Source organism: Pseudomonas sp. 8209 (assembly GCF_028682105.1).
Classification (GTDB): Bacteria; Pseudomonadota; Gammaproteobacteria; order Pseudomonadales; family Pseudomonadaceae; genus Aquipseudomonas; species Aquipseudomonas palmensis.
The window spans coordinates 341,037-354,347 of the sequence record NZ_JANIAH010000006.1 but is presented as its reverse complement, the minus strand read 5'-3'; the positions used below and the strand labels follow the sequence as shown (position 1 = coordinate 354,347).

General features: G+C 56.5%; 10 protein-coding genes and 1 pseudogene. 9 read left to right on the top strand and 2 right to left on the bottom strand.

Annotation, left to right across the window (positions count from 1 at the left end):
* Positions 1 to 33: 33 nt before the first annotated feature.
* The 4 genes from glmU to NP552_RS15645 all read left to right on the top strand — a co-directional run bounded on the left by glmU (position 34) and on the right by NP552_RS15645 (position 5,248).
* On the top strand, positions 34 to 1,401 hold the full coding sequence (gene glmU, locus NP552_RS15660) for a bifunctional UDP-N-acetylglucosamine diphosphorylase/glucosamine-1-phosphate N-acetyltransferase GlmU (RefSeq protein ID WP_253086847.1): 1,368 nt from the start codon (positions 34 to 36) through the stop codon (positions 1,399 to 1,401).
* A gap of 191 nt (positions 1,402 to 1,592) precedes the next feature.
* On the top strand, positions 1,593 to 2,360 hold the full coding sequence (locus NP552_RS15655) for a DeoR/GlpR family DNA-binding transcription regulator (RefSeq protein ID WP_043860660.1): 768 nt from the start codon (positions 1,593 to 1,595) through the stop codon (positions 2,358 to 2,360).
* 11 nt (positions 2,361 to 2,371) lie between these two features.
* Positions 2,372 to 4,207, top strand: coding sequence for a glutamine--fructose-6-phosphate transaminase (isomerizing) (gene glmS, locus NP552_RS15650; protein WP_274096896.1), 1,836 nt, complete (start codon positions 2,372 to 2,374; stop codon positions 4,205 to 4,207).
* A 582-nt stretch (positions 4,208 to 4,789) separates the two neighbouring features.
* Positions 4,790 to 5,248 (top strand): hypothetical protein, encoded by a 459-nt coding sequence (locus NP552_RS15645; RefSeq protein ID WP_274096895.1) that lies wholly within the window; start codon positions 4,790 to 4,792, stop codon positions 5,246 to 5,248.
* Between the two features lie 532 nt (positions 5,249 to 5,780).
* Here the strand turns inward: NP552_RS15645 and NP552_RS15640 are convergent.
* Positions 5,781 to 6,209 carry a hypothetical protein gene (locus NP552_RS15640; protein WP_274096894.1) on the bottom strand — a complete coding sequence of 143 codons (429 nt, stop codon included), beginning with the start codon at positions 6,207 to 6,209 and terminating at the stop codon, positions 5,781 to 5,783.
* 92 nt (positions 6,210 to 6,301) lie between these two features.
* On the opposite strand from NP552_RS15640, the pseudogene NP552_RS15635 reads away from it, so the two are divergent.
* From NP552_RS15635 to NP552_RS15615, 5 genes and pseudogenes are all read left to right on the top strand, one after another.
* Positions 6,302 to 7,438: pseudogene (locus NP552_RS15635) on the top strand (IS3 family transposase).
* Between the two features lie 353 nt (positions 7,439 to 7,791).
* On the top strand, positions 7,792 to 8,403 hold the full coding sequence (locus NP552_RS15630) for a hypothetical protein (protein WP_274096893.1): 612 nt from the start codon (positions 7,792 to 7,794) through the stop codon (positions 8,401 to 8,403).
* A 15-nt stretch (positions 8,404 to 8,418) separates the two neighbouring features.
* On the top strand, positions 8,419 to 8,793 hold the full coding sequence (locus tag NP552_RS15625) for a hypothetical protein (protein WP_274096892.1): 375 nt from the start codon (positions 8,419 to 8,421) through the stop codon (positions 8,791 to 8,793).
* A gap of 21 nt (positions 8,794 to 8,814) precedes the next feature.
* Positions 8,815 to 9,231 carry a protein-export chaperone SecB gene (locus tag NP552_RS15620; RefSeq protein ID WP_274096891.1) on the top strand — a complete coding sequence of 139 codons (417 nt, stop codon included), beginning with the start codon at positions 8,815 to 8,817 and terminating at the stop codon, positions 9,229 to 9,231.
* 191 nt (positions 9,232 to 9,422) lie between these two features.
* On the top strand, positions 9,423 to 10,451 hold the full coding sequence (locus NP552_RS15615) for a DUF4238 domain-containing protein (RefSeq protein ID WP_274096890.1): 1,029 nt from the start codon (positions 9,423 to 9,425) through the stop codon (positions 10,449 to 10,451).
* A gap of 592 nt (positions 10,452 to 11,043) precedes the next feature.
* On the opposite strand, the gene NP552_RS15610 is transcribed toward NP552_RS15615, so the two are convergent.
* Positions 11,044 to 13,257, bottom strand: a complete 2,214-nt coding sequence (locus tag NP552_RS15610) for an LTA synthase family protein (RefSeq protein ID WP_274096889.1) — start codon at positions 13,255 to 13,257, stop codon at positions 11,044 to 11,046.
* Positions 13,258 to 13,311: the final 54 nt, after the last annotated feature.

The window sequence follows — 13,311 nt, the reverse complement described above, 5'->3', positions numbered from 1 at the left end:
CATCGACCTCTCCCCGGATTTGGTAGCCAGTCAATGTCTCTCGATATCGTTATTCTCGCGGCAGGCCAGGGCACACGCATGCGCTCGGCCGTGCCCAAGGTACTGCACCCGGTCGCCGGCAACTCGATGCTTGGCCATGTTATCCACAGCGCCCGCCAGCTCGAGCCCCAGGGTATTCACGTGGTGATCGGACATGGTGCCGAGCTGGTTCGCGAGCGACTGGCTGCCGATGACCTGAATTTCGTGTTGCAGGACAAACAGCTGGGCACAGGCCACGCCGTGGCCCAGGCCTTGCCGGCGCTCAGTGCCGACACCGTGCTGATCCTCTACGGCGATGTACCGCTGATCGAGGTGGACACCCTGCAGCGTTTGCTGGCCAGGGTAAACCCGCAGCAACTGGGCCTGCTCACTGTGACCCTGGCCGACCCGACCGGCTACGGCCGTATCGTGCGCGACGACCAGGGCCAGGTGGCTGCCATTGTCGAGCACAAGGATGCCAGCGACGCACAGAAGGCGATCAATGAAGGCAACACCGGCATCCTTGCCGTACCGGGGGCTCGGTTGGCCGAGTGGCTGGGCCGCCTGTCGAACCACAACGCACAGGGTGAGTACTACCTGACCGACGTGATCGCCATGGCAGTGGCCGACGGCCTGGTGGTGGCCACCGAGCAGCCGCTGGACCCGATGGAAGTGCAGGGCGCCAACGACCGTCGTCAGTTGGCCGAACTGGAGCGTCATTATCAATTGCGCGAAGGTTGTCGCCTGATGGCCCAGGGCGTGACCCTGCGTGACCCGGCGCGTTTCGACGTGCGCGGCGAAGTCATCGTGGGGCGTGACGTGCTCATCGACGTCAACGTTATCCTCGAAGGCCGCGTGGTGATCGAGGATGACGTGGTCATCGGCCCGAACTGCGTGATCAAGAACAGTACCCTGCGCAAGGGCGCAGTGGTCAAGGCCAACAGCCACCTCGAAGGTGCCGTGCTGGGCGAGGGCAGCGATGCCGGTCCGTTCGCGCGGCTGCGCCCGGGCAGCGTGCTGGATGCCCGTGCGCATGTGGGTAACTTTGTCGAACTGAAGAATGCCCACCTGGGTGAAGGTGCCAAAGCAGGCCACCTGACCTACCTGGGTGATGCCGAGGTGGGGGCGCGCACCAATATCGGTGCTGGCACCATCACCTGCAACTACGACGGTGCCAACAAGTTCCGTACCGTACTGGGCGAGGATGTCTTCATCGGTTCCAACAACTCGCTGGTGGCGCCTGTGGATATCCTCGATGGGGCCACCACTGCTGCGGGGTCCACCATCACCCAGACGGTCGAGGCTGGCCAGTTGGGCGTGGCCCGCGGTCGTCAGCGCAACATCGATGGCTGGAAACGGCCAGAGAAGATCAAGAAGAGCTGAGTTGTCCACAGCTCTGAAAAAGCCGACCTCATTGTGCATAAGTCGGCTTTTTTTTGCCTGGCATTCGAGTGTGGATAACCTGACCCCAGCAGCGCCTTATCCACAGAAATAGTTTCATTGCCTGCTTGACCAAATGAAAGCTTTAGGTTTTGATTGGCGTCATTATCTTTCGAATCGAAACTTAACTTCCCATGTCGAAACGAAACACACCTCAACGCCGCCACAACATCCTGGCCTTGCTGCATGAGCAGGGCGAGGTGAGTGTGGATGCACTGGCCAAGCGTTTCGAAACCTCCGAAGTCACCATTCGCAAGGACCTCGCCGCGTTGGAGGCCAACGGCCTGCTGCTGCGCCGCTACGGTGGCGCGGTGACCCTGCCTCAGGAACTGTTCGCCGACCAGGGCCAGCGCGTCTCTCTCTACAAACAGGCCATCGCTCGTGCCGCCGTGGCGCGGATTCGCGAGCATGCGCGCATCATCATCGACAGCGGCAGCACCACGGCTTCGATGATCCCCGAACTGGGTCAGCAACCGGGGCTGGTGGTGATGACCAACTCGCTGAACGTGGCCCGTGCCTTGAGCGAACTGGAACACGAACCGGTACTGCTGATGACCGGCGGCACCTGGGACCCGCATTCCGAATCGTTCCAGGGCCAGGTTGCCGAGCAGGTACTACGCTCCTACGATTTCGACCAGCTGTTCATTGGTGCCGATGGTATCGACCTGGTGCGCGGCACCACCACCTTCAACGAATTGCTGGGGTTGAGCCGGGTGATGGCCGAGGTGGCCCGCGAAGTGATCGTGATGGTCGAGTCGGACAAGGTCGGGCGCAAGATTCCCAACCTGGAGCTGCCCTGGGCCAGCGTGAATACCCTGATTACCGACGAACGCCTGCCCCAGGAGGCACGCGATCAAATTCAAGCCCGCGGCATCAACCTCATCTGTGCCGCTATCAGCTAGGAGCAACATCTATGTGTGGAATCGTGGGCGCCGTCGCCGAACGCAACATCACCACCATCCTGATCGAAGGCCTCAAGCGCCTGGAATACCGCGGCTATGACAGTGCCGGCCTGGCTGTCTTCACCCAGCAGGGCCACCTTGAACGCCGTCGTCGCATCGGCAAGGTCAGCGAGCTGGAAGCGGCCGTTGCCGCCGAGCCGCTGGTCGGCAACCTGGGTATCGCCCACACCCGCTGGGCGACCCATGGCGCGCCAACCGAAGGCAATGCACACCCGCATTTCTCCGGCCACGACCTGGCGGTGGTGCACAACGGCATCATCGAGAACCACGATGTGCTGCGTGAACAGCTCAAGGGCCTGGGCTACGTATTCACCTCGCAGACCGACACCGAAGTGATCGTGCACCTGCTGCACCACACCCTCAAAAGCCTGCCGGACCTGGCCGACGCCCTCAAGGCGACCGTCAAGCAACTGCATGGCGCCTATGGCCTGGCGGTGATCAGCGCCAGCCAACCAGACCGCCTGCTGGCCGCCCGCAGCGGCAGCCCGCTGGTGATCGGCCTGGGCCACGGCGAGAACTTCCTGGCCTCCGACCAGCTGGCTCTGCGCCAGGTCACCGACCGCTTCATGTACCTGGAGGAGGGCGACATCGCCGAGATTCGCCGCGACCAGATCACCATCTGGGCCGTCGATGGCCAGCTGGTGCAGCGCGAGGCGGTGCAGTACCACGAAGGTGCGGAGGCGGCCGACAAGGGCCATTACCGCCACTTCATGCTCAAGGAAATCCACGAGCAGCCCACTGTGGTGCAGCGAACCCTGGAAGACCGCCTGGGTTCGGATCACGTGTTGGTGCAGGCTTTCGGCCCCAAGGCGGCCGAGCTGTTCCCCAAGGTGCGCAATGTACAGATCGTGGCCTGTGGCACCAGCTACCACGCGGGCATGGTTGCGCGTTACTGGCTCGAAGAACTGGCCGGCATTCCGTGCCAGGTCGAAGTGGCCAGTGAATTCCGCTACCGCAAGGTGGTGGTGCAGCCCGACACCCTGTTCGTGTCGATTTCCCAGTCGGGCGAAACTGCCGACACCCTGGCGGCGCTGCGCAATGCCAAGGAGCTGGGCTTCCTTGCCAGCCTGGCCATCTGCAACGTCGGCATCAGCTCGCTGGTGCGTGAATCGGACCTGACCCTGCTGACCCGTGCCGGCCCGGAAATCGGCGTGGCCTCGACCAAGGCGTTCACCACCCAGCTGGTGTCGCTGATGTTGCTGACCCTGTCGCTGGGGCGCGTGCGTGGCACCTTGCCGGCTGGCGTCGAAGCCGAACTGGTCGAGCAACTGCGTCGTCTGCCGGTACGCCTGGGCGAAGCGCTGGCGATGGACGCCACCATCGAGAAGACGTCCGAGCTGTTCGCCGACAAGCATCACACCCTGTTCCTGGGCCGTGGCGCGCAGTTCCCGGTGGCGATGGAAGGGGCGCTCAAGCTCAAGGAAATCTCCTACATCCACGCCGAAGCCTACCCGGCTGGCGAGCTCAAGCACGGCCCGCTGGCGCTGGTGGATGCCGACATGCCGGTCGTTACCGTGGCACCGAACAACGAGCTGCTGGAGAAGCTCAAGTCCAACCTGCAGGAAGTGCGCGCCCGTGGCGGCGAGCTGATCGTGTTCGCCGACGAGAAGGCTGGCATGAGCAATGGCGAGGGCACCCATGTGATCGCCATGCCGCACATCATCGATGCGCTGGCACCGATCCTGTACACCATCCCGCTGCAATTGCTGTCGTACTACGTGGCCGTGCTCAAGGGCACCGACGTCGACCAGCCCCGCAACCTGGCCAAGTCGGTGACGGTGGAGTAAGGGGCCGGTCAGGCCCAGGCACTGATCGTAAAGATTAAAGTCTGTCTCGCTTGGAGCCCGTTGGTCTCCAAGCGACCAGCTTCTTCCCCGGCCCTCAGTGCCTGATGATGTCTTAGGTGTCCCCCTTTGCTGCTTACAATTCAACCGAACGAATGCCTACGTTTATAGAAAGGCATTTTTTCCTGGATGCACGGTCCGCTGAATCGATCATGCTCCAAAAAATTTCCAGGTACTACATGCGGGGATCGTCCATTCAGCTCATCGCTGAGGTACTTGGACAGGGTGACTCATACGGCTTCAATCGTCTGCTCCACCACCATACAAGCTATTCGCAAATAGCAGTTTTTCCAGATTCGAGTCAACAAAGCTACACTAGATCTAGTTATCAGACGTCTTCAACAAGATTTATCACCGAGCATCAGCTCCCCCGAATTTGCATTGACTGCGTAAAAGAGGACATTAACTCGCTTGGGTTCCCGTATTGAAGGCGCGACCACAGATACGTAAAGGTATGTGCGAAGCACAACACGGTACTTATTAGAGAGTGTCCGATATGCTCAAAGGCTTTCCACGGTTCTGGATATGGTCACGATCTACTTTGGAAAGGGTGTGAAGGTCGCCATATCTACCAATGTAAGTCGAAAAAATTATGATAATTGGAAGTTATCATTTGCAAAGATTTTTGCTGAAATTGGAGAGTCGAGCTTAGTAGTTGATTTGGAGTATGTTCAAGTGCATATAGCGAACGAGGCCGAAATACTTCACTCAGCGGGAAATATCTCTGAGGACACACTAAAACTAATTAAAAACGTACTTGGCCGCTTTGCAGGGATTACCGATACACGCTTCAGTTATCGACCTGATAGTAAGTACAGCCACGAAATGATTTACGTCATAGCAACGGTGTATGGGAGCTTCGCAGGCCTGCTGGAGAGTGTGCGCAAGGCAGGTGGCCCGCTGCGGATGGTAGATGATCTAATGCGCGTCGATCCTGAGCGAACTAAACATCACTCTTATCTTTATCATCAAAAAACTCACTGAACGCATCCATTAAATCATCATGAGTCGGTTTCCCTAGGCAAGGACGTTTGGGGTGCTTTGGTGCTTGAGCCTTCATGTCGGTGACCGATTTTAGACTTTTGTGTGTTTCACGCTCAAGGACGGTCAACGCTCCCTTGAATGCGGCTTGCGCTACGCGGTTGTCCCGGTCCTTCCTTACGAATTGCAGCACGTTGGACCGTGCGGGGGGGCCGAACGGACACATGAGATCCTGTCGCTTTGACTTCCCTTGAATCGCGATGCGCTCTAATTCTTCTACGTCTACTCGGCTTTAATAGTAGGCACTTGAGATGTACGCAGGATGGACTTCTTCAAGTTCAATTCACATACGATTGGAAGCACGAGTTTCGATATAAGCTTGCTTAATAAGGTGGATGGCTGAACGCTTAATTCCATAACTTCCTCGATAGACCTCATGTGCAAAATCAGCGGGATCTGCGCGTATCCGACCGTCACTCGCAGTGATGCATTCGTATATAAAGTCTGCCCAAGTTTTTGACGCCGGAGCATCAGGCTACATGACTCTCGGCTCCGCTATCAAACGTTGGATATCTTCTTGGTTGCGTTTGAGGAGTTTATGTCCCAGGCTAAAGTTCGCTACATCAACCATGGGTAAACTAAGACCAGACATAGTCAACAGTATGTCAGTGGTCAAGGCAACACCTTTACCTGGCGTCAAGTGCTGCATCTCCTCAAGTACCGCAAGCGAGATGCCAAGCTTTGCATGCATCTGCGCTCGTGATTTCAGAACTGAAGCATTTTTCCTACTCGTCACTTCAGTACCAATAAAATCTGTTAGTAATTGCTTACCTGACACTTTACCCCTGGCGCTTGCATACCAGTAAGATTCCGCCGTATGAGCGTTCACGCAATGGTTCGTCTTTATGTCGGTGGGACCGGGCATAATGCGGAGCAACGCATCGATTGTTGCAGACTTACCCATACCAGCTAAACCGGTCAAACAAATAGGAAATATGGACTGCCCCCGGCACCGTAGACATCTCCAGCCTATGCTTTGAGCATAGGAGGAAGTCTATGAGCACCCAACGATTCGCGCCGGAATTCAAGGCTGAGGCCGTCAGGCAAGTCATTGAGCGCGGATACTCCGTTGCGCAAACAGCCGAGCGCCTCGGCGTGTCGACCCACAGCCTCTACAAATGGGTCAAAGCCGTGACGCCTGACAAAACCGAGAAACAGTCCAGCGAGTTGCTTGAAGCCAAAAGTGAGATTTTACGACTGCGAGCCCAAATGCGACGCTTGGAAGAAGAGCGCGACATATTAAAAAAAGCAGCGCGGTACTTCGCCAGGGAACCCGAGTGAAATACCGCTTCATTAAACGAGCACCGACATCAATACGCGTCGCTACGCTGTGTCGAGTGTTGAAAGTTGCTCGTGCCGGGGTCTATCAATGACTACACAAGCCTGTTTCTGATCGCGAAAAAGAGAATGGTCGGCTGTTAGGGCTGATCCGCGACTCCTATGCGGCCAGTCGAGGTGTGTATGGCGCACGGAGGGTGTTTGCTGACTTGCGCGGGGCTGGAGAAAGTTGCGGCAAGCACCGTGTCGCGGCATTGATGCGCACCAATAAAATCAAGGCGCTCAGAGGCTATAAAGCCCCGCGCGCAATCAAAGGCAGACCATCGATCATTGCCCCCAATCATCTCAACCGGGCCTTCACTGTCGATGCCCCTAATAAGGCTTGGGTGACCGATATCACTTACATCCGAACGTAGCAGGGGTGGTTGCATCTGGCCGTCGTACTGGATCTGTATGCTCGCAAGGTGGTCGGCTGGTCAATGAAGCCAACGCTGGGCAGGGAGCTGGCATTGGATGCGTTGCTCATGGCGGTATGGCGCCGTAAACCCAAAACCAGAGTCATCGTGCATTCGGATCAGGGGAGCCAATATGGCAGCGATGACTGGAAACGTTTTTGTCTGGCCAACCACCTCGAGCCGAGTATGAGCCGGCGAGGAAACTGCTGGGACAATGCGGTGGCGGAGTCTTTTTTCAGCAGCCTGAAAAAAGAGCGTATCCGTAAGCGGATCTACAAAACCCGGGACATGGCCCGGGCCGACGTATTTGATTTACATTGAAGCGTTTTACAACCGAACGCGCCGTCACAGCCACCTGGGCGGCGTCAGTCCTGAGGCCTTTGAAAGAGCCTCACTTTGAGGCTGGAAAATGTCTATGGGGGCGGGGGCAGTCCAGTAAGACGAGTCCGCTAGATGCGTGACGTAGTTGATGCGTGGGGCGTCGCAGCTAAAGGAATTAACGTTTGGCATCAAACCTGTTCGTCCCCAATATTTTAGGTGTGATTATCTAGTTGAAATATAAGGACTTTTTTCTGCCCATTGGTTTGGGTCGAATTGTAAAGGTTTTGAGTTTGACTAAGGCACGATGATATCCTGATGCCATCACTGGAGAGCCGATTAAATCGGGCCAATAAAAATAGATAATAACTATTGATCTGATAGCTTTAATAGTTATAGTCAATGCACTACAGTTGTAACTCAGGGAGAGAATGCATGGCTCAACAGGAGGCTCGGGAAGAAAAAGTCGTGATGTGGGGCACCCACGGCACGTCCAAAAGCCGAGCTGAGGCCATTCTGGAGCAAGGCTTCATTGCGAAGCCGGGTCGAATCGGCAATGGTGCCTATTTTTGGACTGCTGTGAACGATTCGCAGGACTGCATCCAACTGGCTCAAAAATTGGCCAAGACCTGGGCAACTACTGCTCAAAACAGAGGTCAGTATTCTAAAGAATCTGACTTGGCAGTCGTCCAAGTAGGGGTTGCGTTCCATGCTTCGGATGTATTACCTCTGGACGATCCGTCCATGACCTTTAGGCTGTGGTCGCTGCTCAAGACAAAGCTCTCTGAGCTGCTACGCTTGGAGAATGAGGATGGCTGGAGAAACGTCACCACCACGACGTTGCAAAATCATGAAAATGAGATTCACGGCTTCATTGAAATGTTTGTTTTGGAGCTAGAAAAGAGGCTCGGGAAGAGGTTCAAGGTTATCTTCAAATCGCAGAAATGCCCAAAATTTTCTGATCCGATTATGTCGTTTATAGGAAATCACAGCTGTTTTGCGATTAGAGACACAAGCGTTATAAGTAGTATGGATATTACTCATTAACCAAGGTGCATTAAGATGGAAACTATATTTGGCTTGGCAAGAACTCCAGAATTTTCTCGGGCGCTTGATGAAACTTTTGCCAAATTTGAGGCTATGCCAGCTCAAGAATTGTTCGAACAAGCCCGTCAACACTCCGACGGTGATATCGCCCGATTTAGCTCGGCTTGGGCCGAAGGGTATGATCATGAAGAAGCTCATGTGGCAAAATCGCTACACTTTGTAGTTGAGTCGAAAGATGCACGACTCAAAAGTATGAGTGCGGTATACACTACTGAAGAAAAAATCAGCTTTCCCGGCCACAATATTAATTGTGAAGCGAAATGCTACTGCGCTGTCCCCAGCGCAGTAGTTGCTTTAGATCATGCTGTTTATTATCCAGCTGCTGCTTAGTTGTTATTTTAAGGAAAGTCCATGGACAGACATCCCATACAGCTTGTAGACGTTACGGTCGAAGAGTTGTATTTTAAAAAACGAGGTAGCTCTGAGTCCGAAAAACAAGAGCGAGATTTTTCCCTCACGGTGTCTCGTTCAGACTACGACAAGTCTGAAAAAATGTTTTCTGTTAAACTTGATATGGAAGTGGAGCCAGATGTCGAAGACAAACTTAAGTCTTTCGAAATGCGGCTCTCTATCGCAGGCCACTTTAAAGTTGATGAAGACGCTTTCCCGACTGACAAGATATATAATTTCGCCGAGCGTAATGCTCCTATAATTTTAATACCTTATATCCGCGAGCACGCCTACTCCCTCACTGTACGCGCTGGAGTTGAGCCTCTAATTTTCCCACTTGTTCAAGTCCCCTCTTTCAAGCTGGTAAAGCAAGACTAGGCATCAATGATGCTGCCTGCTACCGGGACTTGTGGCAACAAGTCCCAGCCTCACCTTTCAGGCAAATTACTGCTCTGGTATTGCAACCGTCCCCTACACAGATCTGGAAATCCTTGCAGTGATGTAGGGTCCGCAGGTGAGTCACGCAGCACGTTTGCCAAGTGGCAAGGCATTTGAGGAAGTAGCGGGGAATGAAAGGCTTCAAGAAGGACAACCATTACGTACCGCAGTCGTATCTGAAGCACTGGACGATAGAGAACAAAGTCCTTGCCTATCGTCTGCTAGTCCCCCATCAAAAAAGCGCGATTTGGAAGCCGCATTCAACCAAAAGCGTGGCGGTGCTTCGGCATCTTTATACTCGTTTGTCGGGCTCTGAGGCCAGCGACGAAGTCGAGCGATGGCTTGAGCGTGACTTCGAAACTCCTGGACTGGCATCCATCGAAAAGGTAGTGAGCGAGTCGCGGTTGACCCGAGAGGATTGGAGCAATTTGTTCCGCTTTGCTGTTGCGCAATCGGTCCGTACTCCTGCGCAAATGCAGATCTTTATCAAACGCCAAAATGAAACGCTTGAGGCATTGCTAATTGAGATCGTGGAATCGTCAATGCGCAAAATCGAGGCAGCTTCAGCCGCTGGAGTTCAACCTGAACCCCCTCCGGTTTTAGACCCTCACAGCAAACTGCCGTTGAAGATTCATCGCGTGAAGAATGAGGATGGAGAAGAAGGCATCAAAGCCGAGATCCTGGTCGGGCGAAAATTTTGGCTCTGGCAGATTGAACAGGTGCTCAAGGGCACTATCAATCGGATGCCAAATCATCGTTGGACCATCCTTCACGCTCCACCAGGAGTAACCTGGCCAACGACTGATAACCCATTCATGAGGGTAGAAGTTGGTGCGAATGGAACATTCAGTCTTGGGGGCGGTTGGGATGTTCCAGGCACACAGCTGTTCATGCCACTCAGTCCCAAGCATCTTCTGTTCACGTGTGTTGGCTCACCGCCCCCTCGGCGCGGCACCACGCTCAGTCTTGCTGAAGCAGCTTTTTTTAGGACGATGATTTTGACCGGGGCTCATTACTACGTATTTGCGACAGATACGCGAGATATTGAGGAGTACAGGCCCCGTACCGTCTGTCCCGAGCAATTTAAAGCAGTGCGGAAGCATTGGGAGGAATGGCATGAGACTCAGTCGAGAGAGGAAGCCAATTACCCCGACTTGTAATGCGTGCGAGTCGCCTACGCTTATAGAAGGAGTATCTCACTTTCACAATGGCGCCGCTGGGATCGGTAAGCCGGCCACTGCTCACCTAGCATTGCAGCAAGAAAGCAGAAAGCCCGCCATCTGGGCCGGGCTATCAAGCGTCTCTGAGGGGACACCATTGCCAACAGAGTCTCAAAGCAGACCTCCTCAGGTTACACATTCTGCGCGGCCTCCCTGTTCATCGTCAGGCTGAGGGTTGCTTCTGGGTGGATGCGAGACAGTTTTTAATATTTTCCAGAACCGAGAAGCGGCCCAGGCGGTAGGGTGAGACAGACTTTAAAACTCATTCCACCACGCTACAGGCCCCAAGATTCGTGCTGAGGCGAGACAGACTTTAAAGTCTACGATCAGCACTCCACACCGCCAAAGGATCCGGGAAGGTTCGCCTTCCCGGATCCTGCTTGCCCCGCACACCCGTGCGGTCGCTGCTCAGGCCATCACAGCGTCGACCAGCGCCACGCTTCACACAGGCAAAACGGGCAGCCGCTTCTGCTGGTTGAACAGCCGCGTTGTGCGCTGAGGGCCGGTGAACTGTCCACCGACAATCAGGGAATCAACTGGGTTTGCCGTTCAACCGCGCCAGCGTTTCATCCAGCTCATCAATCTGCCCCGGCGCTTCGGTCACCACACTGAAGTCGCTCACTTCGACCGCCCCTAACCCATGCCCCAGCAGGTGGAACGAGAACGCCTTGCGCGACTCGTTGTTGTCGAACGTGAACTCCATTTCCAGCGGCTGATCCGGCGTGACCAGCATCTCCTCGGTAGGTAGCCCCACCAGCACCTCCTGCTCGAACTCCTTGGTCTTGAGCACGATATAGGCGTTCTGCTGCGGGTCGGCCGAGCGTACCGTCAGGCGTACCCGGGTGTGCGAGCCCTTGGGCATCTCCAGGTACTGCGCGCCGATCAGGTTGTCGGCCCAGTCATCCTTGATCTGCGGCTGCAGCGGGATCACTGTCGCGCTGCCAAACTGGTAGTGCTGGTTCAGCGGTGAGCCCATCACTGATTGATCCAGTGCGCTGGCGCGCGCCTGCACCTGGCGTGCCCGCTGGCCACGGAAGCGATCTGTCAGGTTGGCGCGTTCGGCAATGAAGCCGGTACTGGCATACGACCGGCAGCGCTGCTGGAAATCGCATTCGGTGAAGGTGGCATTGCCATCGTGATAGCGCAGCTTGCCGTTGGTGAACGACATGATTTCACGCCCGTTGTCATAGTCGCGCAGCAGCGAACGCCCACTGAGGGCGTTGGGCACCGGGAAGCCGAAGTAGTCGAGCACCGATGCGGTCAGGTCGACGTGACCGTACACGCCGGATTTCACCTGTGGCAGTTGTGCCTGCTCGGGCGCCAGCATCAGGTTGAAGCCCCACGAAGACGCCAGGCGTACACCGTCGATGCCATGGGATTCGTCCGAGGTGATCACCACCAGGGTGTCCTTGAGTACCCCCTGACGTTCCAGCCCGGCAAGAAAGTTATCCACAGCGTCGTCGAGGTAGGCCACTGCCGCCTGCTTGGGCGTGGCGTAGCGTTCGAGGTACTCCGCCGGCGCGGAATAGGGCTGGTGGGTGCCCACGGTCAGCAGGGTGAGCATCCAGGGTTCAGGCTGCTTCTGCAGTTGGCCGACATAGTCCAGCGCGCCTTCGAAAAAAGCCTTGTCGTCCTTGCCCCACGGGAAGTCCAGGTAGTTGGGGTTCTTGAACCAGTCCAGGCCCAGGGTGGTATCGAAGCCGATATGCGGCATGATCTTGTCCTTGGCCATGAAGCGCAGCCCGGCACCCTGCAGGTAGTGCGTGCTGAAGCCATGTTCGCGCAATTGCGCCGGCAGGCATTCCTGGTTGCGCTGGTTCTGCGTCAGCAACTCGACCCCCTTGGGGGTACCGTTGTCGAGCTTGTCGTAGTCGCCACACAGCATGGCGTAGAGGCCACGGATGGTCTGGTGGGTATGCAGCACGTAGTCGGGGGTGTTCATGCCGCGTTCGGCCCAGGCGCTCAGCTTGGGCATCAGGTGTTCCTGGTAGGCGGGGTTGAGGGTGCGTCGGTTGATGTCCAGGTAAGCCCCCGGGATGCCTTCCAGCGCGACCACCAGCACGTTGCGCGCGCTGCCGGGCGCGTCGAGCAGCGGCTTGCCGCTCAGGTCCAGGCGGGTCAGGCCGGCCATGGCCACGGGTGGGTCGACCACATCGGCTTCCAGCCAGTCTTCGATACGCGCCTGGCTTTCACCCACGCCTACCGCCAGCAATTGATGTGGCAGGTTGAACACCTGCCACTCGTCCGCTTCGGCAGGTTCCCAGGCCTGGGTACCGGCATGCACCAGCAGGCAGGTCACGGGCACCGCCCACAGGTGCCGCGGCAATGGCGCGACGGCTCTGGCCCGGGCCGCCCAGCGGGTCGCAAGCCACAACAGCAGGCCAAGCCCCAGGGCAATGGCGAAGCCAGGGTTGGCCAGGCTGCCACCGGCGGAGTTTTCCATGAACTGCACATCGGTGAGGTAGTGCAGGTCGGCCGGGGTCGGCAATCGGCCTACTGCGGCCACCAGCTCGGCACTGGCCAGGCTCAGCACTCCCCAAGCCAGCACCACGGGCACTGCCAGCCATACCGGACGACGGTACAGCAGAACGACCAGTGCTCCACCGAGGCCCACGTCGGACAGGTACCCCAGCGGATCGGCCCAGCCGTTCGCCACGCGCAGGCATACAGGAACCACCACCAGCAGCCCGAACAGGGCGGCGAGCGAAGCGCGAGGGTGCTGCAACCAGCGATAGATACGTTTCACGGGGGCGTTCGTCATCATGTCGTCATGTAAATGTGGTGATGGTACCAAGTGCAG

Coding starts and splice junctions, on each gene's coding strand:
- glmU (WP_253086847.1), top strand. CDS start 34: ATGTCTCTCGATATCGTTATTCTCGCGGCAGGCCAGGGCACACGCATG.
- NP552_RS15655 (WP_043860660.1), top strand. CDS start 1,593: ATGTCGAAACGAAACACACCTCAACGCCGCCACAACATCCTGGCCTTG.
- glmS (WP_274096896.1), top strand. CDS start 2,372: ATGTGTGGAATCGTGGGCGCCGTCGCCGAACGCAACATCACCACCATC.
- NP552_RS15645 (WP_274096895.1), top strand. CDS start 4,790: ATGGTCACGATCTACTTTGGAAAGGGTGTGAAGGTCGCCATATCTACC.
- NP552_RS15640 (WP_274096894.1), bottom strand. CDS start 6,209: ATGGGTAAGTCTGCAACAATCGATGCGTTGCTCCGCATTATGCCCGGT.
- NP552_RS15630 (WP_274096893.1), top strand. CDS start 7,792: ATGGCTCAACAGGAGGCTCGGGAAGAAAAAGTCGTGATGTGGGGCACC.
- NP552_RS15625 (WP_274096892.1), top strand. CDS start 8,419: ATGGAAACTATATTTGGCTTGGCAAGAACTCCAGAATTTTCTCGGGCG.
- NP552_RS15620 (WP_274096891.1), top strand. CDS start 8,815: ATGGACAGACATCCCATACAGCTTGTAGACGTTACGGTCGAAGAGTTG.
- NP552_RS15615 (WP_274096890.1), top strand. CDS start 9,423: ATGAAAGGCTTCAAGAAGGACAACCATTACGTACCGCAGTCGTATCTG.